Below are 17,922 nucleotides of genomic sequence, written 5' to 3' on the forward strand. Positions count from 1 at the left end.
AAGCAATCGCACGATCGAATGGCCGTAAGTCGACCGATTGCGGACGAGCAATGGTCGGCCGCGCGCCGCACGGCCCGGGAGTTGGACAAAATTCTCGATGGTGACGGTAGGCGGCAAGCGGCTATCATGCGTGCTGCAGCCGAATTGCAGCTAACGACGCGGCAAGTCTACAACCTCCTTGCCCGTTATCGGACAGACCGAACGGTGACTGCCCTATTGCCTCGCACCACCGTCAACCGGCAGAAACGGCTGCCGGAACAGGTCGAGGAAATCATCAAAACGACATTGCGCGAGCAATGGCTGACGCTAGAGGCGCCGCCCCTCGCTCCCGCTGTCGCTGAGATCCGCGCGCGCTGTGAGGAAACTGGTCTTGCTCTGCCATCCTACGTCACAGTTGCAAGGCGCATACCGGCATTGTTCACGGCTGAGGAGATTGCAAAGAAGCGTTCTGCCAATCCGAAACATCTGCTACGGCTCAAGCCGCGACCGGGTTACATCCATGCACTGCACCCGCTCGATGTCTGTCAGATCGACCATACCCCAGCCGACATCAACTTCGTGGAAGTTGTCGACGGGGCTGGTGTATTCGTCGGCCGTCCGTACCTGACGATCGTCACCGATGTCGCGACACGGGCCATTCTCGGGTTCTGCCTCACCTTGGAAAAGCCGTCGGCCCTGTCCGTGGCACTTTGCCTTGCCCAGACGATTTGCGCGAAAAATCTTTGGCTTGCATCCCGCAATATTGGTCACACCTGGCCAATGTTCGGCCGACCGCGTCTGCTTGTCACGGACTCGGCGAAAGAGTTCAAGGGACATGCCTTCCAACGCGGCTGCGATGATTATGGCATTCGGATCCGATACCGCGATCGCGGTCGGGTCCATCATGGCGGCGTCGTGGAGCGGCTCAGGGCGCTCGGTGGCCGATCGTGACGAATATCCCTCCGAGCAACGCGCCTGCCTGAGCTTCGCCGACTTGGAACGTTGCGTTGCGCTGGCGGTCATCGACCATAACCTCCAGGAAAATCAAAAGACATTGAAGGTGCCGCTCGCGGAGTGGCAACGCCAAAGTTCGAATTTACTCGACTTCCGCGACGATCCGGAACGCGTGCTTTTGGTGTTTCTGTCCGGGGCCGAACGCCAATTGTCCCAGCAGGGAATCAGCATGTTCGCCCTACATTATTATTCGCCATGGCTCGGCATATTCGTTCCCGATCGTGACCGGCTTGGAAAACTCGAAGTGCGGTATGATCCTCGCGACATCAGCCATATCTACGTTCGCGACCCGGAAACCCTGCTCTTTCGACCAGTCGAGCGACGCGACGGTCAATTCGCGCCAGTAACACTGTGGGAACACCAGGCCGAGCGGGTCTGTCGTCGTGCAGTAAATCAGCGCTCAAGCGTCGAAAAGGTGGCATTTCGCCGGGAGATTACCGCCATTGTCGAAGCCGTCAAGCCGATTAAGCGACGGCTGCGCGACGCCGTACGCAGCGCCCATGCTGCTGCAGCAAAACCTCACGCAGCGACGGAGGCGCAGCCGACGGCTCTCGCCGAGCATCCGGTGCGTCAAAAGAAACGGCTGCCGGTCGAGGATTGGTAACCGGGCATGTCGGATCATCTGCTTGACCATGTCCGCCCGTATCTCGATCGGGACCGCGAGGAACGGATTGCCTATATTCGTGCACCGCGATGGATCGGTCACGACGTTGCGAAGGACAGCCATCGCCGCCTGGCCGAGCTGCTGACACGGCCTGCGTCATTGCGAACCCAGGGCGTGATGCTGCTCGGCCCCTACGCCAACGGCAAGACGATGATTGCCGAGCGGTTGGCCGTCGAACACCTGAGAAACTCGCCTGAGCAAAACGTATGGATCGTCCAGACCCGAGAGGGCGCCGGGCTCGGCCACTTCTACGCCAGCATTCTCCAGGCGCTCCGGGCGCCGGGAGGCGATCTATGGGATGTGGGCCGCAAGGCCGAGCAGCTAGATCACCTGCTGGCAACCCTCAAACCGAGGGTGCTGATTTTCGACGAATTCCACAATGCGCTGCGCGGCCGCGCACGACGCGATATTAAGCTGTCTTTGCCTTTCTGCGGCGGATCGGCCGGCAGTACGACATTTCGCCAGTGCTGATCGGCGAAGTCGCGATCTACGATTTTATAAACGCCACCAGTGAGATGGCGAGCCGCTTTGACCTGATAGCGGTCCCTCGATGGCAATATGACGAGACCTATCTGATGCTGCTCGACAGCCTTGAGGCAGCTTTGCCGCTTGCCCGAAGCTCGGACTTGTCGAACCAGCCCTTGGCGCGCCTAATCTACAGCCTCTCGGAAGGCTTGATCGGCGAGATCGTCGCCATCGTCACTAAGGCGGCGGTAGCAGCGACCAGATCGGGAAGCGAGCGCATTACTAAGGCTACTCTCGACGAACTGCGGCACGTGCCGATCTCGCAACGGCGCAACTCGGCTCTGCGCGAGAGCCTTTTGTGATGGCGATTGCACCCCTCGCGCCGGCAATCAGCATTCGCGAACGATATGGTGACATCGTTTCCGAGCGATGGCCGGTGATTGTCGAACCGCTGCACGAAGAGATGCTGTCAAGCTGGCTGCACCGGCTAGCTTACGCGAATGGTGTTGCGCCTCGTGCGTTTGCCCGCGTACTCGGGCTGACACCGGGAATGTGGTCCGCATCCCTTGATCTCAAGCTTCCAGGCGATATCGCAAGACAGCTCTGTGCGAATACCGGCGTTTCGTCCGATCAGCTTTCGGCGATGACATTGTCACATGCACTTCCGAAGCAACTCCTGCTGCCGCTTCGCAACAGCCGACGGCGCGATCGCTCGACCTGGCTACAATTCTGCTCGCAATGCCTTGCCGAGGATTCACAACCCTATTTTCGGAGGAGGTGGCGACTGGCGACCAGAGTTTCGTGCACAAAGCATGGCTGCAGATTACGCGACCGATGTCCTTGCTGCCGCAGCCGCATTGCGGTCTTCAACGGCAACCGCCTCGTGCCGCAACATTTTTGTGCCCGCTGCGGCTACGACCTACGTCGCGCATCGATCATTGCCCTCAGCCCGGGAGCAAAATGGTTCGACCGCTGCATCGACGATATCTGTCGACCGGAAGCACTGACCCGTTCACCGTCAGGACGTGCGCTCATTCGGCGGCTCTTGAGCATGCCGACCCTCGTGGGCATTTATTCTGCAAAGGTTCTGACCAGCCTGTCCACTGCCGCGCGCACGCGCTGTGTCGAAAAACTGACATGTCAACTGAGTGACTGGCTGATGGATGATGGATGATGGATGATGGATGATGAGGATATCTGTTTTGGCGAAAGGGGATATGCCATTCCTCCATTGAGCAGTAGCGGCAGGATGGTCGAGCTGCTTGCGGCCGCGCTCACGCGAAGAATAGGGCGGCCGATTACGGCAATCCATCGCCAGCCTCCGGCGACCAACACAGAGCTGCTCAAAGCCTATCTACAAACTTCGCCCAGCTACCGGTTGAGCATCACCTGATGGTCAAACCGTTGGGATCGTTGCGCGATGCGTTCAAACAAGAAGCGATCGGAAGACGACTTCCATAAATTCCTGAAGGGGAGCGTCGCTCTTCTCCACCCGCATTCGGATGAGCGCGCCCTCCCAACTGTTCAGGAGAAACTGGGCGAGCATCGGCGCCGGCAATGAGTTGCGGATCGCGCCCGTTTTCTGGGCTTGGGCAATGCAGCCCTCGAAAAGACTGCCCCATGTTCGGAAATGCATGGCAAGCCGATCGCGGATCAGCGCGCTGTGATCGGCCACCTCGAGACTGAGATTGCCCATCAAGCAGCCGCGCGTATAGTCGACCGTCCGATAACTGCGGATTTTCTCATCAAAAAAGCGGCGCAAGCGTTCCAGCGGCGGAATGCTGCTGTCGCCAAGGAGAGCGCGTAGTTCGACGAGGCCGCTATCGAAATAGAAGTCGACCACTTCTTTGCCGAAAGCTTCCTTGCTTTCAAAGTGGTTGTAGAAGGAACCCTTGGGCACGTCCGCGGCGTCGACGATATCCTTGATCCCGGTGGCCGCGTATCCCGCCTCGTGCAACATTTGTGTGCCAACCTGGATGAGGTTGTGCCTTGTATTGGGGTTGGGCTTGGGTCCACGTCGCCCAGTGGTCGCTTTTAGCGGTTCCATGTCGCTCCTCATATCATGACCGGTCGTCTCTTATTTCGGTGTGGAGACGCCGTCTGTCAAGATCGACTCACATTCGCGTCAAGCGCTGCAGACGAGTTGAGTTTTCCAGGCTTTTGGTCGGCGGCCAGTCAGCGGCTCGCCGAGCGACAACGAGCCTAAAAAAATCGGCGGTGCCGTCTTGACTAATCTAAGACGACCGGTCATCTTTAAATAGTCAACTGAGAGCCGCTTGGAACCTGGCTTAGCGCAACCCGTGCGTAAGCTGCAGGCAGACGAGTGGAGAGCGCTAACCAAAAGGGATCAATCAGCATGTCATCCACGCTGAACTTCAACGTTTTCACCGCACCGGAAAAAGCAATGGTCGGCGAGCGCGCCCGGCCGCTGGGGCCGCCGCCGGCTTTTGATCCGGGCACCGCGACGCTGATCTACGGCGACAACGATGCCGTTCTCGTCGACACCCTCACCACAACCGCCGAAGCCGAGGCGCTCGCCGCCTGGGTCGCCCTGCATCACCGCAATCTCACCACGATCTACATCACCCACGGACATCCCGACCATTTCATCGGCCTCAGTGTGCTGCTGCGACGGTTCCCCGATGCTCGGGCCATCGCCACGCCGAAGGCAGTAGAGCTGATGGGCGCGTATTCCCAGGCGGTTCCGGCGCTCCGTAAGCGCTGGCCCGGTCAACTCCCGACCACGATCGCGCTCGCCGAACCCTACGAGGACAAAGTCTTCCTCTTGGAGGGTCACGAGCTACGCATAATCGAACAAGGCCAAACCGACGCCATCGACACGACCTCTCTATACGTGCCGTCGATTGATCTCATCGTCGCCGGTGACGTCGTCTACAACCAGTGCCACATGTATGTCGGTGAAACGACGCCGGAAAGCCGCGCGAACTGGATTGCTGCACTCGACCGGTTGGCGGCGCTGAATCCGAAGATCGTCGTCGCCGGCCACAAGAAGACGGGCGCCCCTGATGTCCCCGCGACCATCGAGGCCACGAAACGCTATCTCACCGATTTCGGCCGGCTGCAGCAGACGACATCCAGTGAGCGCGAACTCTACGACGCGATGACTGAGCTGTACCCCGATTGGGTCTGTCATCAGGCGTGGCTGATGTTCGGCTTCAGCTAAATATCAGCTGCGGATTGCGCCGGTCTTCAGATGAATTCGAAAGGCCGGCGCATGCGCTGTGCTGTTGCACCATTGGCACCAATAGCTGAAGAGCGCCGCCCGGGCGGGCTCCTCTCGAGCCGCGCAGCGCCCACCGGAACCATTCAGCGGCTATTCCTGCCGAGCGCAACCGGATCGCGCGATTTGCAAGAACAGAGAGAGCATTGCACTGCCGATGAGCTCAAGCTGCCAGGCGGGAATGCTATCTACATGGTCTGTTCGTTTAGCACAATTTCGCACGCTGGCGAGGCCATCCGACCTTGTCACGCATCCTCAATCCGTGAGGTTGCGATGCTAAGCGCCGCCACGGTGGCGGTACCCTGAAGGCCGTTCCAGGTCTTATTCCATCAACGAACTGCCACCACCTGTGGCCCCACAACACCCGAGGAGCCATCATGGCGTACAGAACCCTCAATCCCTTCACCGAGCAAACGGTCCAAGTATTTTCAGATCATAGCGATCGCGAGGTCGAGGCAGCGCTCGCCAAGGCGGATGCTCTCTATCACTCGAGCTGGTCCAAAGGCGACATCGCCCTCCGGCTCGCGGTCCTTGAGAAGCTTTCGACACTTCTGATCGACAATCGTGAAAGACTGGCCCAAATCATGGCGTTGGAAATGGGCAAACCCATCGCGCAAGGCGAGAAGGAAGTGGATCTTTGCGCATCGATCGCCCGCTTCTACGCCACGAATTCGGCGGCGCTGCTGAAGCCAAAACCGGTCACCAGCGAGATTGGCGAGGCCTGGATCGAGTTCCACCCGATCGGCGTCCTGCTCGCGGTGGAACCCTGGAACTTTCCGATCTATCAGCTTATCCGCGTGATCGCGCCGGCGATCGCCATCGGAAATCCGGTCATGTTCAAACACGCGGACATCGTGCCCCAATGCGCAGCTTTGTTTGAAGACATCGTCCGGCAGGCCGGTGCGCCGGAGGGCGCCGTCACCAACCTGTATGTGTCCCCCGCCAAGATCGCCGAACTCCTCGGAGATGTCCGCATTCAGGGCGTCGCGTTGACCGGCTCGGAGGGCGCAGGCAGTAAAGTCGGTGCACGCGCATCGGAAATGCTCAAGAAGTCCACGCTGGAGCTGGGTGGTAGCGACGCCTTTATCGTACTGGACGACGCCGATATCGACAATGCGGTTCGGGCCGGCGTCTCTGCACGGCTCAACAACGCCGGCCAAGTCTGCATTGGCGCCAAGCGGTTCGTTGTCCAGCGCGGCGTTGCCGACAACTTCATCGACGCGTTTGTTGCCGGGATGAAGACCACGCCGATGGGTGATCCGATGGCGCAAGAGACTGTGCTTGGGCCGTTGGCGTCACCAAAGGCCTTGGCGGATCTCGGTCGACAGGTCGAGGAAGCCGTGCGGAACGGTGCGCAGGTTTTGACTGGAGGAAAGCGTGCGGATCGCACCGGCTTCTTCTACGAACCCACTGTGCTTGCCGACATCACAAAGGGCAATCCCGCTTATGACCAGGAGTTCTTCGGCCCCGTCGCCCAGATCTTCGTCGTCGATGACGACGATGCCGTCGTGACGCTGGCGAACGATTCGCCGTTCGGCTTGGGTGGCTCGATCTTCTCGAGCGACGTTGAACGTGCGCGCCGACTGGCGTCGCGGATCGAAACCGGAATGGTGTTCATCAACATGCCGACGACATCGCGCGCCGAGCTGCCTTTCGGCGGCATCAAGCGGTCGGGTTATGGCCGCGAACTTGGCGACACCGGGCTGAAGGAGTTTGCAAACCGAAAGCTCGTGGTCGTTCGCAAGGATTGAACCACCGACCGGGCGGACCTGCCTCTCCTCTGCCATCGCGCTCGCCGGCAATACCAGAGCTGGCGAGCGCGTTACCTTCGCCAGAAAGAGACAATCGGGTTGCCGACGAAACCGTCTGCAGCGATCGGCGAGAGCGCGCCATCCTCACTCCAATGGAAAATCACTCATGGACAAGCGTCTTCTCGTTCTCGCCTGCGGCATGTTCGCCATTGGCACCGACAGCTTTGTCGTTTCCGGCCTGCTGCGCCAGGTTTCCGTTTCACTCGGCGTATCGATTGCACTGGCCGGGCAAATGGTCACCGTCTTCGCGCTGAGTTATGCGCTGTTGTCGCCGGTTGTCGCTGCCGCCGCCGCCCACTGGCCCCGCAAGCGTTTGCTGCTGGCTGGACTCGCGGTATTGGTGGTCGGCGACATCCTGACAGCCGTGGCACCGACCATCAAGCTGGTCTTGGCGAGCCGCCTGCTGTCTGGTTTAGCCGCGGCCATGTTCAGTCCAACGGCAAGCGCCACCGCTGCATCGCTGGCGGTGCCCGAGCAACGTGGCCGTGCGCTCTCCATCGTCATCACCGGCCTGTCTTGCGGGACGGCATTCGGTGCGCCGCTCGGCGTCTTTGTTGGAGGTCTTCTCGATTGGCGAGCAACGATGTGGTTCGCAGCCGGCCTCGGCACGCTGGCCTGGACGGGCGTAGCTTTGCTTCTGTCAGATACTCCGTCGGCCCCGGTCGTCGACCTCGCACGCCGGCTTGCGCCGCTTCGTGACACTCGCGTGGTGTTGACGTTGCTGACCATCTTGCTCGTGTTTACCGGGCTGTTCATCGTCCATACCTATATTGATCCGAGCTTCGACCGTGTCACCGGCGGCAATCAGGGGATCTTGGCTGCACTGCTGCTGCTGCGCGGCGTGGCGGCAACCGCCGGCAGCCTTGTTGCCGGCCGCCTGACGGACCGGTTCGGGAGCCGCGGCATTATCAATGCGGCCGCCGCGATCCTCTTCCTGGACTTTGCGCTGCTACCTTGGACATCTACTTCACTGACGACAGCCGCGCCGGCTCTCGTCGTTTGGGGACTGTTCGGTTGGGGCCTTCTTGTGCCGCAGCAGCTCCGCTTGATCGGCATCACGCCATCCGCAGCTCCGCTGCTTCTCGGTCTGAACCAGACGGCTATCTATCTCGCCGTGTCGGCATCGGGCGTCCTTGGCGGAGCCGCCGTCACCTGGTTTGATCACCATACGCTCGGCATCATCAGCGCGGTCTTCATCGGAGCCGGTCTGGTGACCAGCGAATTGGCGCATCGACATATCATCCGGTCGCACGGCTCAATGACGAGTTCGGCCGCGATTCCGTCGGGCAACATTCCCTGATGACACGGAGTGCGGTCGCTGGCGCCATCACCGATCACAGCAAATAGTTCGACAATGACGGCAATTGCTCAAACTAGGCAACGGCCTCCCCATCGAGGTCATCCGCCGGGTCAAATGGCTCCGCTGCGATTGTCTCTCGTCCGGAAAGTCCCGCATTCTCCAGTGCTTCGATGTTCGGTAGGTCGCCTAACGTCTCCATCCCGAAGGCCGAGAGGAAATGCTTCGTCGTCACACAGCTGTAAGGCGCGCCCGGCGTCGGGCTCCGCGGTCCGGACGCGACGAAACCGGCGTCGCGGAGACTGGCGATCGTGTCGCGGCTGACCTCCTTGCCAAAAATCTTGGAAAGGTCGCCGCGCGTGATCGGCTGCAAATAGCCGATCGCCATCAGCACCATCGCCTCGAATTCCGACAACACCGCGGCGGCCGAACGCGTCGGCGCCGACGAGGCGCGGATGGTCTCCCCGAACCGCACGCGGGTGCGGTGCTGCCAGCCGCCGGCGACCGATACCAGCTCATAGGGACGGTCCCGCAGCTCCTCAATCAGATCGTCGATCAACAAATCGACGCTGCAGTTTCTTCCCACCACCCGCGCCAACGTCTCGCGACTGACTGGCTGATCGCAAGCAAAAATCACCGCCTCGACCCTGGGCATCCATTCGCGCCAACGCAGCGCTGCCGGCAAATCCTCCAGCTCCCGATCAAACAGGACATCGTCCTGGGGAGTTTTTTTGGCGTTGCTGCGTGGCTGCGTCGCGCTCATCCCGGCCTCCTCACAATCCGTAAATCCGGAAGGACGACCGGCCGGAAAGCTCGCGCACCGCCCCGAGCGCCTCCAGTCGTTCGAACAGCCGGGCGCTCGCCCAGCGCGAAAGGTTGGCACCGGGCGCGGATGCCGACAGCGCATCCTCCTCGAGCAGTTTTTGAATGACGGTCTCGCCGCCCTTGGTTCGGACCTTTGAGGCGACGGCGAGGAGGCTTTCCGCCCGTCGGCTGATCTCGCCGGCCGAGCGCAGCGCCGCGCCGGCGCCGCCGGCCAATGCCAGGCAGACGGCGCGTGGAAAACCGGGCTCGCCCGGCCGCACCCGCCCTCGCCCGCCGATCGTGCGAAACGCCGGGCCGTACCGCTCTCCCATCAGCAGCGGCACCGGCCGCTGCCATTGCAGCATCATAGCGACCAGCGTGTCGGCCAGTGCCCAGGCGAGCGGCTCGGCATCGGGGCGGGCGGCATAAATGGCGGCCACCAGATCGGCCGCGGCGAACGGCGCCGGCCGGCCGGACTGCAGCGCATCATCGGCAAAATCGACGGCGCCCGCCAAACCATCGTCCCAGGCCAGGCCGAGCAGGTCGGCAAGTTCCGCCACGATTTTCGTCGAAACGTTGGGTTTTCGGCTGCACAGCCTTTTGTGGGCCAAAAGCACGCGTCCGGCCGGACCGGGATCGTCCCCTGGAGCGGTGAGCAAAACCGCGTCGCGCAGCTCGCCTTCGCTCTCGCCGCGACCCATCAGCCGCACGGTGGCCGCGGCGCTTTTCAAGGCTTGGCGGGACCGCCAGCAACCGCTCCAGGCCGGGTCGAAACGAACGAGATCGTCCAACGATTTCAGGGCGATGCCGGCGGCGAAGGCAGCGCCGACCTCAGTGGCGTCGCCACCGCACGGCCGCGCCCAGTCCGGCAAGCGGGGCAGCCAGGGGAGGGGCGTCGAGGTGGCATTGACGGGCGAATCCATGGACGGAAGCATAGATCGGGCGTGCAGTTTTTGCCAGCATTTTGCGCCAAAACCGCACAGCTCGTCGACAGGGAATAATGTCCAATAATCTTGCCTTATCGGACGTATTGTGTTTTATATAGGGAATGGCCGTTTTCGCGGTCCTCAACCCCGTTAGCGCATGCTTGCCGGGCTGAGCGTGCCAGAATTCGCGTCCGCAGGTGTCGCCTGCGTCGCAGGTCATTAGGTAGATTATATATATCAAGGAACCCGGACACCTGCAATGGCGCTGAGCATCAAAGACCCCGAGACGGAGAAGCTCGCGCGCGCACTCGCTGCGCGCACCGGCGAAACCATCGCCATCGCGACGCGGCGCGCGCTGGAAGAGCGCCTCAAGCGTATGGGATCGCAAGCGAAGAAGGCTGCCCTCCTCGACGACATGGAGGCGATGCGGCGACGCTTGAGCGCTCTGCCGGTTCTCGATGATCGCAGTCCGGATGAAATCATCGGTTACGACGAAAACGGTATTCCGAACTGATGGTGATCGATACGTCAGCGATCGTCGCGATCTTTTTCAATGAACCGGATGCCCTCTACTACAGCGAACGCATTGCCGACGATCCCGTCCGGCTGATTTCGGCGGCAACGCTCGTCGAAGCCGCGATGGTCATCGAGGGACGCTTCGGCGAGGCAGGCGGAGCAGAACTCGATCTCTGGCTGCACAAGACCAATCTGGAGGTCGTTGCGGTGACCTCCGAGCATGCTGACCAGGCCCGCCGAGCCTGGCGCCGCTACGGCAAGGGTCGCCATCCTGCTGGCCTGAATTACGGCGACTGCTTCTCCTATGCCCTCGCCGCGCTGACCGGCGAGCCGCTGCTCTTCAAGGGGAACGACTTCAAACAGACAGATGTCGAGGCGGCATGAAGAATAGCGGCGAAATCGTTCTTGAGACGGAGCTGCTGAAGGCTCCGCCCTCCCCTGCCCCGCAGCCGGCGTCCAGCCTACCGGGTCATCTGCAAGATCTCACCGATCGCGCGCGCGGCTATGTCGAGGCGGCCAGCTCCGCCAACACACGCCGCGCCTATGCCAGCGACTGGAAGCATTTTTCCGCCTGGTGTCGGCACTCGAACCTGACGCCCCTTCCAGCCGATCCACAAATCGTCGGCCTCTACATCACCGCTTGTGCGTCCGGCACCGCCGAACGTGGTATGAAGGCCAACTCTGTGTCGACCATCGAACGGCGGCTGTCCGCCCTCACCTGGAACTACACGCAACGCGGCATGCCGATCGATCGAAAGGATCGCCATATTGCCACCGTTCTTGCCGGTATCCGCAACACCCACGCCACCCCACCCCGCCAGAAGGAAGCGGTGCTGCCGGAGCAACTGATCGCCATGCTCGAAACCCTGGATCGCGGCAGCCTGCGCGGCCTGCGCAACCGCGCCATGCTGCTGATCGGCTTTGCCGGCGGCCTGCGCCGCTCGGAGATCGTTGGCCTTGATCTCGGCCGCGACCAGACCGAGGACGGGCGCGGCTGGCTCGAGATCCTTGACAAGGGCCTGCTCGTCACCCTGCGCGGCAAGACCGGATGGCGCGAGGTCGAGATCGGCCGCGGCTCGTCCGATGCAACCTGCCCGGTTATCGCGGTCGAGACCTGGATCAGGTTCGCGCGGATTGCCAAGGGTCCTCTCTTCCGCAGGGTGACGGGTGAAGGTAAGGATGTTGGGCCGGATCGGCTGAACGATCGCGAGGTCGCTCGTCTTGTCAAGAAGACGGCGCTCGCGGCCGGCGTCAGGGGCGACCTCAGCGAAGCGGAGCGCGCCGAAAAATTCTCCGGTCACTCGCTGCGCGCCGGTCTGGCATCCTCCGCGGAGGTCGACGAGCGCTATGTCCAGAAGCAGCTCGGCCATGCCAGTGCTGAAATGACGCGGAAATACCAGCGCCGGCGTGACCGCTTTCGCGTCAACCTCACCAAAGCCTCAGGGCTTTGAGGCCCCCTCCCTGCCTTGCCGTGAAAGCGTTAGGTCAAAATCGGGTGTCCGATTTTTAGCTTACCGCCTCAATTGAAATTGTTAGCTAAAAGCCACAACCGGCGCGAAAAGCCGGCTCAATCAGGGCTGTCATGCTGATTTTTGCAAGATTGTAAGCCATCGAATTCATGGTAAATGATTTGCTAAACGAACTCTATCTTAAAGTTAGTGTTCCATACTTGGTATGACAGCAAGTTATTCGCATCACTTCCGATAAGTATCAATTATCGGAAGTGAGATAGCCAACCCCTTGACCAGATGCCGGCGTGCACCTAATCTCTAGCAGTGGCGGATGGCAAGCGCCGCAAGCCAATATCATCTGGGAGTCCACCAATGACCGTCACCGTCAAGGTCGCCGAGGCCAAAACGCATTTGTCCGAACTGCTGGCGCGTGTCGAGGCCGGCGAGGACATCGTCATTGCGCGCGGCAACGATCCGGTCGCCCGCCTCGTCGCCATCGACGAGCGTCGTCAGCGCCTGGCCGCCATCGAGGCGGTTCGTGCGCTACGCGCGCAGGCCAAGCCCGTCACGCAAGAGGAAATTCAGGTGTGGAAGCAGGAAGGCCGCCGCTGATGGCCTTCATCGTCGATGCCTCGATCGCCGGCGCCTGGCTGCTGCCGGACGAGGAAAACACGGTCGCCGAACGGGCGATGGCACGCATGGCCGATGAGGATGCCTGGGCACCAGATCTGCTGCGCCACGAGATTCGCAGCATCCTGTTGAGCGCCGAACGACGTGGCCGGATTTCCGATGACCTCGTCCATTCTGCCTTGGCGCGATTCCGCGGGCTGCCGTTGAAGCTCGTAGGCCCGGGCGACGACATCGAGGTGGTGCGGCTGTCGCGCAAGTATCGTCTCAGTGCCTATGACGCGGCCTATCTTGCGCTGGCCCTGCTGGAGCATCTGCCGCTCGCCACGCTCGACCGCCGATTGGCGGAAGCCGCCGGCGCTGAAGGGATCCCCCTGTTAGGACCGATCGAGCATGAGCACTAGTCAGTCCTCCGGCCCTCGTTCGCCGCTAGCGGCAGCGACGCTGCCATCCCGCAATTCCAAACTTGCCACCGCTACCCGCAACGAAGGGGTAACGGTGCTCGGCCCGTCCGCCCATGGCGACTGACCGTCAGCGACAAGTTTCGACACGTATAGAGACGCTCGATACGATCGCCGCGGTGCTGCCGATCGACCGGCGCGACAAGCTCGCCGAGTTGTTGACAGACCAGGACGTCGAAACGCTCAAACACCTCGTCAACCGCGGGATGGGCGACAACACGCTCAGGGCGCTGACCTCCGACCTCGCCTATCTCGAAGCTTGGTCGCTGGCGTCGACCGCCGCCCCCCTGCCCTGGCCACCGCCGGAGGCGCTGCTGCTAAAATTCGTCGCCCATCATCTCTGGGATCCCGCGAAGCGGGAGAGCGATGCCGATCATGGCATGCCTGATGCTGTCGACCAGGCACTGAGAAGTGCCGGTTTTCTCAGGTCAACCGGGCCGCACGCGCCCGAAACCGTGCGCCGACGGCTCGCCAACTGGTCGACGCTGACGAAATGGCGCGGTCTCGACGGCGTCTTTGCCTCCCCTGCCCTCAAGACCGCCATTCGTCTCGCCGTGCGCGCCGTGCCGCGGCAACGCCGCCGCAAGAGCGCCAAGGCGGTGACCGGCGACGTGCTGGCCAAGCTATTGTCGACCTGTAGTGGCGACAGCCTGCGCGATATCCGCGACCGTGCGATCCTGATAGTTGCCTTCGCCTCCGGCGGCCGCCGGCGCAGCGAAGTCGCCGGCCTGCGCAACGAGCAGCTGACGGTCGAGCCTTCAGTGAAAAGTGACGATGATGTCCCCCTCCCCTCGCTCTCCATTCACCTCGGCCGCACAAAAAATTCCGGCGCCAGCCAGGACGAGGTCGTCTATCTCACCGGCCGGCCCGTCGACGCGTTGAACGCCTGGCTGGCGGCCGCGAAGATCGATAGCGGCAGTGTGTTTCGGGCGATCGACCGCTGGGGCAATATTTCTCGGCGCGCGCTCGACCCGAAGGCGGTCAATGATATCGTCAAGCAGCGGGTGAAGATGGCGGGGCTGGAGGCTGGGGAGTTTTCAGCGCACGGGTTGAGATCCGGCTATCTGACCGAGGCTGCCAATCGCGGCATCCCCCTACCGGAGGCAATGGAGCAGTCGCGCCATCGGTCGGTGCAGCAGGCATCGACCTACTATAACAACGCGACGCGTAGAAGCGGGCGGGCTACTCGAATGTTGTAGCTGTGGCTCTCTGACATGCACCTGCCCTTCCGGCGAAGATGGCGAGGCTATGGAGTCTCTGCTCTGGTGACGACGGCAGCTCAGACCTTTGAACCGTGCCGCGAGCGCTCCGCGATGCTGGACAGATCAACCTTCTTGCCCGCGACATCCGCAACGATTTTCAACGTGCCGCCGAGCGATTCGACATAATCTCGAAGCGTTGATAGCTTCATGTCGGCCCGCTTCTCCAGTCTTGAGACGTTAGTCTGCTTGAAACCGGTCGCAGCAGAAACGTCTTCTTGTGTTCGCCCAGCAAGTGCCCGCAATTCCCGCAGATTGTGCGCCGTGACGAGCTCGTCGGCACGTTTCGCAACGGCGCGCTGTTCATCCTCAGGCAGCGTCTGCATTAGCTTATCGAGATCATCCATGTCTCTTCTCCAACTCGCTCAAGTGCTCGTCGTACCGTTGTCCGCCAGATCGATCAGCCATTTATAGAAGAGCTTCTGGCTCACACCGCTCTTCGCACCACCGCAGCAAACCACAGCCTTTCGCTCCGGATCGAAGGCGAAAGCGAACCGCCATTGCGCCTTCAACACCTTAACGCGCAGTTCTTTCATGTTCGCGTGTCTGGAGCCGTCGAGGGTGTCGACCTCAGGTCGTCCCAGTCGAAAGCCCTTCTCGCGAAGCAGCACTAAATGCGCTAGCGACTCCACCCGGACATCGGCTGGAAGGTCTGTGATCTCGCCTTTGAAGCGGTCATGAAATTCGACCTTCCATTCCGTCATTTCATATCCTGATTGATATAGATACTTTAGGATATATAGTCCACGTCTTCCCTCAAGGCAATAGTTGTTGGCATTTGCTCAGGAGACGTCAGTAACCGATCCTTTACAAGCGTATTTTATCGTTCACTCGCAGTAAAAGACACGCCACATGGCCCGGATTTCCGGGCCATTCGAGCGCCGCAGGAGACAGGCCGCCGGAGAATATCCCGACCTGGTTGTCTTTCGGTTCTCCCTCCAGACAGGGAAAACATCCATGCGACCGCCATTTCTGCTCAAGCGACAAGAGGGTGCGCTCAAGCTCATTCCTCTCGGCGTCCAAAGCCGCCAAGCGTTGCTTGATACGCCTAATCTCACGCTCAACTTCTTCGCCGCTCACCGGTCAAATCGACCGTGCCACACAACTCTCTTTGCGTAGCTTAGAGCAGAGAATGTCCAAAGATAACACGTTCTCGTTCGGTCGAACGAGCTCTTATCATGCCGACCAAATCAGTTGGATTTAATTGGCCTGACGGCAATTAGCACAGCGTGATCGGCACAATCAGAAACTCCACATATTCGGTCTTGGCCGACGTCGGCATAGGACCGATTCCGGCGGTCGTCCCTCTTCGGACAAGACCATCTCGATCGCCTTGGCAGTTTCACCTTTCGAGAAGCCTTGGCGACGCGAGAAGGTTTCGCGATCTTCGTCCTTGCGGGCGACGATCCGCGCTCAGCCCTTCCAAACCAGGGCAGCGGCTGATTGCACCGGAGCGATTCTGCCTTCTGAATATCTGGCTTGTGCCGGATCAATCGGCGGGTGCGCCGAGATGAATGACGTCTCCCCTCGACCAGCCTTCGGCGAGGCTCATCAGAAACTCCATCTCCCGTCTTAGCGTGACGGTCCGACTGACATCGTCTGCATATTCGGTTTCGGCGCGCACGTGATAAAATTCTCCGACCGCAATTCCGGCCAGCTTTCGTTTGTCCTCAAGCGCGGACTTCAAACCGACAAGCTCCTCCTTAACAGCAAAGTAGCGCCGCATAACGGCGATCAAACGCAGGTCGTTTTCTGCTCCATCCATATTAGCACCTTCCAAAATATCCTGATTAGGAAGGAGCAGATTCGCTCGCGTCTGTCACGCCCAAGCCGAGGCGAAGAGTGCCGTAACGGCCGCAGGCCACCCTCATCACGACAAAGGTTCGCTGGCTCAAGCCGTTTTGTATAAAGCGACGGGACGATCCGTGAAGAACGAACCAACGGCGATGATCCACGGAAAACGCCCGGCTAGGCGATGCCAAACCGTTGCAGCATCGCGATCAGCCTGGCGTTCTCAGCTCGGAGTTTCTCCGTCAACATTGCTCTGAGCCGTCTGTTCTCGGCCTCGAGGGTCGCTAGATCGGCCGGAGTGACGATATCCGCTCTGGCAAGGCCAACGTTGATGGCAGTCTCGGGCATCGAAGCGGTGGGACCTGCTGCAGCGATGACGTTCGGCCGGCGAGTGTTGTTTCCCTCAGCACGTGGAGGCTTTGATTTCGGCGCGGCGTCACCGGTCGGCCGCACCGACGGTTCGGTTGCCGGTGGCGCTTCCGCGGTGTCCTTGTCCTGAGACTTAGCTTGGTCTTGGCTGTCGGTTGGACCAACGTCGTCAAAGACCGGTACCGACGGAGCCGGTTCCAGCGGGATGTCAGGGCAGCCCACCGAAGGCGGTTCTAACGGCAAAGGAGCGCCAGATGGGAAGGACGTTTCGCTCTCGATCTCCTCTACCAACGCTTTGAGATCCGTGTTGCCCCAGATTGAGTTGGTTTGGGTCTTGAGCGGCCGTCGATTTGTTTTGTATTCGACCACGAAATTGCGATTAGGTTTCATTCGGTGCTCGGCATGACCGTTTTGAGTTACTTAAAGGCCCAGCCGCCGGCGGAGCTCCGCATTCTCGGCACGCAACTTCTCGGCCAGCAGCTTTCGCAGACGAGCGTTCTCCGCCTCGAGCTCTGTGAATTCGGCCAGATCGTCGACTTCGCCAGCAGGCGTCGCCTCGACCTTATCTGCCGACTTGGCTGCCTTCTTCCATTGATAATAGGTCTGATCGGAAATCCCGAGGCTCTTTACGGCATCCTTCAGCGTCGTACCGTTTGCTAACTGAGCGTCGATCTGACCAAGCATCTCGACCTTGTCTTGGCCGCTGTACCGTTTGGATCTCGTTCGCGAGGCCTTGCCAACAGCAGGTGTCGGTTCAGCACTCGTCTTCTTGCGCCGAGATTTCGTCGAATTCGTCGAAGGCGCAGGTCCAGACATTGCTTGCGCGCTCGCCGTTTCGGCGCTCACAATCTGTTCTTCGTTAGCCAAGGGTATTTACTCCAGCAGTGGATGTCCTTGTCCGCTGTTACTCATCGCAAGTCAAGTGAAGCAATAGGCCAATCGATGATCCGCGCTCGATGTCGAAAATCGTACCACGCAATTCAATGCCGCTTGTACAGCTTCTGATTTATCTCTGCTTCGTCCCTATTAATTAAAAGCGGAGAAACGAACGGCTTTTCACGAAACAACTTCTTCTCGTGTATGCCGCTGCTTCTCAAGCCCCTGACTGACTTCGGCCGTTATGCTCGGCGGAAACGGGATATTGCCGCAAGAATCTAGGATATCCTCAGCTGCCTAACAGCCGCCATCCTCATTCCGTCATCCGGATGGCTATGGCGATATCCAAGGGCGTTCTGTTCAACCAACCG

20 protein-coding genes and 3 pseudogenes are annotated in these 17,922 nt (G+C 60.5%); 14 read left to right on the plus strand and 9 right to left on the minus strand.

Annotated features, from left to right (window positions below; all coding sequences use genetic code 11):
* Positions 1–18: 18 nt before the first annotated feature.
* From GGD50_RS16130 to GGD50_RS32765, 4 genes and pseudogenes are all read left to right on the plus strand, one after another.
* A pseudogene (locus tag GGD50_RS16130) lies at positions 19–1,597 on the plus strand (transposase).
* Positions 1,598–1,603: 6 nt separating this feature from the next.
* Positions 1,604–2,484, plus strand: a pseudogene (locus GGD50_RS16135) (TniB family NTP-binding protein).
* Entirely contained in the window at positions 2,484–3,296 is an 813-nt protein-coding gene (locus tag GGD50_RS16140; protein ID WP_246451229.1) for a TniQ family protein, read from the plus strand. Before GGD50_RS16135 ends, GGD50_RS16140 begins: the two are co-directional and overlap by 1 nt.
* A gap of 6 nt (positions 3,297–3,302) precedes the next feature.
* Positions 3,303–3,515, plus strand: coding sequence for a hypothetical protein (locus GGD50_RS32765; RefSeq protein ID WP_246451230.1), 213 nt, complete (start codon positions 3,303–3,305; stop codon positions 3,513–3,515).
* Between the two features lie 33 nt (positions 3,516–3,548).
* Here GGD50_RS32765 and GGD50_RS16145 read toward each other — a convergent pair whose 3' ends face one another.
* Positions 3,549–4,181 carry a TetR/AcrR family transcriptional regulator gene (locus GGD50_RS16145; protein WP_343069941.1) on the minus strand — a complete coding sequence of 211 codons (633 nt, stop codon included), beginning with the start codon at positions 4,179–4,181 and terminating at the stop codon, positions 3,549–3,551.
* A 297-nt stretch (positions 4,182–4,478) separates the two neighbouring features.
* Here GGD50_RS16145 and GGD50_RS16150 point away from each other — a divergent pair, with 297 nt between their 5' ends.
* From GGD50_RS16150 to GGD50_RS16160, 3 genes are all read left to right on the plus strand, one after another.
* Entirely contained in the window at positions 4,479–5,306 is an 828-nt protein-coding gene (locus tag GGD50_RS16150) for an MBL fold metallo-hydrolase (protein ID WP_246451232.1), read from the plus strand.
* Positions 5,307–5,740: 434 nt separating this feature from the next.
* On the plus strand, positions 5,741–7,114 hold the full coding sequence (locus GGD50_RS16155) for an NAD-dependent succinate-semialdehyde dehydrogenase (protein WP_183938371.1): 1,374 nt from the start codon (positions 5,741–5,743) through the stop codon (positions 7,112–7,114).
* Between the two features lie 166 nt (positions 7,115–7,280).
* Complete coding sequence (locus GGD50_RS16160) at positions 7,281–8,474, plus strand: MFS transporter (protein WP_183938372.1); 1,194 nt, start codon at positions 7,281–7,283, stop codon at positions 8,472–8,474.
* 73 nt (positions 8,475–8,547) lie between these two features.
* On the opposite strand, the gene scpB is transcribed toward GGD50_RS16160, so the two are convergent.
* A complete protein-coding gene (scpB, locus tag GGD50_RS16165) occupies positions 8,548–9,234 on the minus strand; it encodes an SMC-Scp complex subunit ScpB (protein ID WP_183938373.1) in 687 nt (228 codons plus the stop codon).
* A 10-nt stretch (positions 9,235–9,244) separates the two neighbouring features.
* Positions 9,245–10,198 carry a DUF1403 family protein gene (locus GGD50_RS16170; RefSeq protein WP_183938374.1) on the minus strand — a complete coding sequence of 318 codons (954 nt, stop codon included), beginning with the start codon at positions 10,196–10,198 and terminating at the stop codon, positions 9,245–9,247.
* A gap of 262 nt (positions 10,199–10,460) precedes the next feature.
* On the opposite strand from GGD50_RS16170, the gene GGD50_RS16175 reads away from it, so the two are divergent.
* The 7 genes from GGD50_RS16175 (at position 10,461) to GGD50_RS16200 (ending at position 14,455) form a co-directional block, all read left to right on the plus strand.
* Positions 10,461–10,715: a type II toxin-antitoxin system VapB family antitoxin gene (locus GGD50_RS16175; RefSeq protein WP_183938375.1), complete on the plus strand. Its 255-nt coding sequence runs from the start codon at positions 10,461–10,463 to the stop codon at positions 10,713–10,715.
* Positions 10,715–11,101, plus strand: a complete 387-nt coding sequence (locus tag GGD50_RS16180; protein ID WP_007538498.1) for a type II toxin-antitoxin system VapC family toxin — start codon at positions 10,715–10,717, stop codon at positions 11,099–11,101. The genes GGD50_RS16175 and GGD50_RS16180 overlap by 1 nt, the downstream gene beginning before the upstream one ends.
* Positions 11,098–12,168: a site-specific integrase gene (locus tag GGD50_RS16185; protein WP_183938376.1), complete on the plus strand. Its 1,071-nt coding sequence runs from the start codon at positions 11,098–11,100 to the stop codon at positions 12,166–12,168. The genes GGD50_RS16180 and GGD50_RS16185 overlap by 4 nt, the downstream gene beginning before the upstream one ends.
* Positions 12,169–12,540: 372 nt before the next feature.
* Positions 12,541–12,780, plus strand: a complete 240-nt coding sequence (locus tag GGD50_RS16190; protein ID WP_183938377.1) for a type II toxin-antitoxin system Phd/YefM family antitoxin — start codon at positions 12,541–12,543, stop codon at positions 12,778–12,780.
* Positions 12,756–13,199, plus strand: coding sequence for a type II toxin-antitoxin system VapC family toxin (locus GGD50_RS16195; protein WP_343069943.1), 444 nt, complete (start codon positions 12,756–12,758; stop codon positions 13,197–13,199). The genes GGD50_RS16190 and GGD50_RS16195 overlap by 25 nt, the downstream gene beginning before the upstream one ends.
* Positions 13,189–13,323 carry a hypothetical protein gene (locus GGD50_RS33230; protein ID WP_281397173.1) on the plus strand — a complete coding sequence of 45 codons (135 nt, stop codon included), beginning with the start codon at positions 13,189–13,191 and terminating at the stop codon, positions 13,321–13,323. Before GGD50_RS16195 ends, GGD50_RS33230 begins: the two co-directional genes overlap by 11 nt.
* Complete coding sequence (locus tag GGD50_RS16200; RefSeq protein ID WP_183938378.1) at positions 13,313–14,455, plus strand: site-specific integrase; 1,143 nt, start codon at positions 13,313–13,315, stop codon at positions 14,453–14,455. The genes GGD50_RS33230 and GGD50_RS16200 overlap by 11 nt, the downstream gene beginning before the upstream one ends.
* 80 nt (positions 14,456–14,535) lie before the next feature.
* On the opposite strand, the gene GGD50_RS16205 is transcribed toward GGD50_RS16200, so the two are convergent.
* The 6 genes and pseudogenes from GGD50_RS16205 to GGD50_RS16230 form a co-directional block, all read right to left on the minus strand.
* Positions 14,536–14,862 carry a helix-turn-helix domain-containing protein gene (locus tag GGD50_RS16205; RefSeq protein WP_183938379.1) on the minus strand — a complete coding sequence of 109 codons (327 nt, stop codon included), beginning with the start codon at positions 14,860–14,862 and terminating at the stop codon, positions 14,536–14,538.
* A gap of 18 nt (positions 14,863–14,880) precedes the next feature.
* Complete coding sequence (locus GGD50_RS16210; protein WP_343069944.1) at positions 14,881–15,219, minus strand: type II toxin-antitoxin system RelE/ParE family toxin; 339 nt, start codon at positions 15,217–15,219, stop codon at positions 14,881–14,883.
* Positions 15,220–15,799: 580 nt separating this feature from the next.
* Positions 15,800–15,925 (minus strand): annotated as a pseudogene (locus tag GGD50_RS16215) (DUF932 domain-containing protein); the annotation flags it as partial.
* A gap of 79 nt (positions 15,926–16,004) precedes the next feature.
* Positions 16,005–16,280 carry a hypothetical protein gene (locus tag GGD50_RS16220; RefSeq protein ID WP_183938380.1) on the minus strand — a complete coding sequence of 92 codons (276 nt, stop codon included), beginning with the start codon at positions 16,278–16,280 and terminating at the stop codon, positions 16,005–16,007.
* Positions 16,281–16,483: 203 nt separating this feature from the next.
* The gene (locus GGD50_RS16225) at positions 16,484–17,065 is read right to left on the minus strand and encodes a flagellar biosynthesis protein FlhF (RefSeq protein ID WP_183938381.1); all 582 of its coding nucleotides are present in this window, start codon (positions 17,063–17,065) and stop codon (positions 16,484–16,486) included.
* A 30-nt stretch (positions 17,066–17,095) separates the two neighbouring features.
* The gene (locus GGD50_RS16230) at positions 17,096–17,491 is read right to left on the minus strand and encodes a transposase (protein WP_183938382.1); all 396 of its coding nucleotides are present in this window, start codon (positions 17,489–17,491) and stop codon (positions 17,096–17,098) included.
* Between the last annotated feature and the right edge of the window lie 431 nt (positions 17,492–17,922).

The sequence above is a fragment of the Martinezella paranaensis genome, from assembly GCF_014200235.1.
Classification (GTDB): domain Bacteria; phylum Pseudomonadota; class Alphaproteobacteria; order Rhizobiales; family Rhizobiaceae; genus Rhizobium; species Rhizobium paranaense.

Excerpts from the sequence above, each read along its gene's own strand:
- GGD50_RS16210 (WP_343069944.1), bottom strand. The coding sequence starts at position 15,219 with ATGACGGAATGGAAGGTCGAATTTCATGACCGCTTCAAAGGCGAGATC.
- GGD50_RS16220 (WP_183938380.1), bottom strand. The coding sequence starts at position 16,280 with ATGGATGGAGCAGAAAACGACCTGCGTTTGATCGCCGTTATGCGGCGC.
- GGD50_RS16225 (WP_183938381.1), bottom strand. The coding sequence starts at position 17,065 with ATGAAACCTAATCGCAATTTCGTGGTCGAATACAAAACAAATCGACGG.
- GGD50_RS16170 (WP_183938374.1), bottom strand. The coding sequence starts at position 10,198 with ATGGATTCGCCCGTCAATGCCACCTCGACGCCCCTCCCCTGGCTGCCC.
- GGD50_RS33230 (WP_281397173.1), top strand. The coding sequence starts at position 13,189 with ATGAGCACTAGTCAGTCCTCCGGCCCTCGTTCGCCGCTAGCGGCAGCG.
- GGD50_RS16205 (WP_183938379.1), bottom strand. The coding sequence starts at position 14,862 with ATGGATGATCTCGATAAGCTAATGCAGACGCTGCCTGAGGATGAACAG.
- GGD50_RS16190 (WP_183938377.1), top strand. The coding sequence starts at position 12,541 with ATGACCGTCACCGTCAAGGTCGCCGAGGCCAAAACGCATTTGTCCGAA.
- GGD50_RS16150 (WP_246451232.1), top strand. The coding sequence starts at position 4,479 with ATGTCATCCACGCTGAACTTCAACGTTTTCACCGCACCGGAAAAAGCA.
- GGD50_RS16230 (WP_183938382.1), bottom strand. The coding sequence starts at position 17,491 with ATGTCTGGACCTGCGCCTTCGACGAATTCGACGAAATCTCGGCGCAAG.
- GGD50_RS16200 (WP_183938378.1), top strand. The coding sequence starts at position 13,313 with ATGGCGACTGACCGTCAGCGACAAGTTTCGACACGTATAGAGACGCTC.
- GGD50_RS16140 (WP_246451229.1), top strand. The coding sequence starts at position 2,484 with ATGGCGATTGCACCCCTCGCGCCGGCAATCAGCATTCGCGAACGATAT.
- GGD50_RS32765 (WP_246451230.1), top strand. The coding sequence starts at position 3,303 with ATGGATGATGAGGATATCTGTTTTGGCGAAAGGGGATATGCCATTCCT.
- GGD50_RS16175 (WP_183938375.1), top strand. The coding sequence starts at position 10,461 with ATGGCGCTGAGCATCAAAGACCCCGAGACGGAGAAGCTCGCGCGCGCA.
- GGD50_RS16180 (WP_007538498.1), top strand. The coding sequence starts at position 10,715 with ATGGTGATCGATACGTCAGCGATCGTCGCGATCTTTTTCAATGAACCG.
- GGD50_RS16185 (WP_183938376.1), top strand. The coding sequence starts at position 11,098 with ATGAAGAATAGCGGCGAAATCGTTCTTGAGACGGAGCTGCTGAAGGCT.
- GGD50_RS16145 (WP_343069941.1), bottom strand. The coding sequence starts at position 4,181 with ATGAGGAGCGACATGGAACCGCTAAAAGCGACCACTGGGCGACGTGGA.
- scpB (WP_183938373.1), bottom strand. The coding sequence starts at position 9,234 with ATGAGCGCGACGCAGCCACGCAGCAACGCCAAAAAAACTCCCCAGGAC.
- GGD50_RS16155 (WP_183938371.1), top strand. The coding sequence starts at position 5,741 with ATGGCGTACAGAACCCTCAATCCCTTCACCGAGCAAACGGTCCAAGTA.
- GGD50_RS16160 (WP_183938372.1), top strand. The coding sequence starts at position 7,281 with ATGGACAAGCGTCTTCTCGTTCTCGCCTGCGGCATGTTCGCCATTGGC.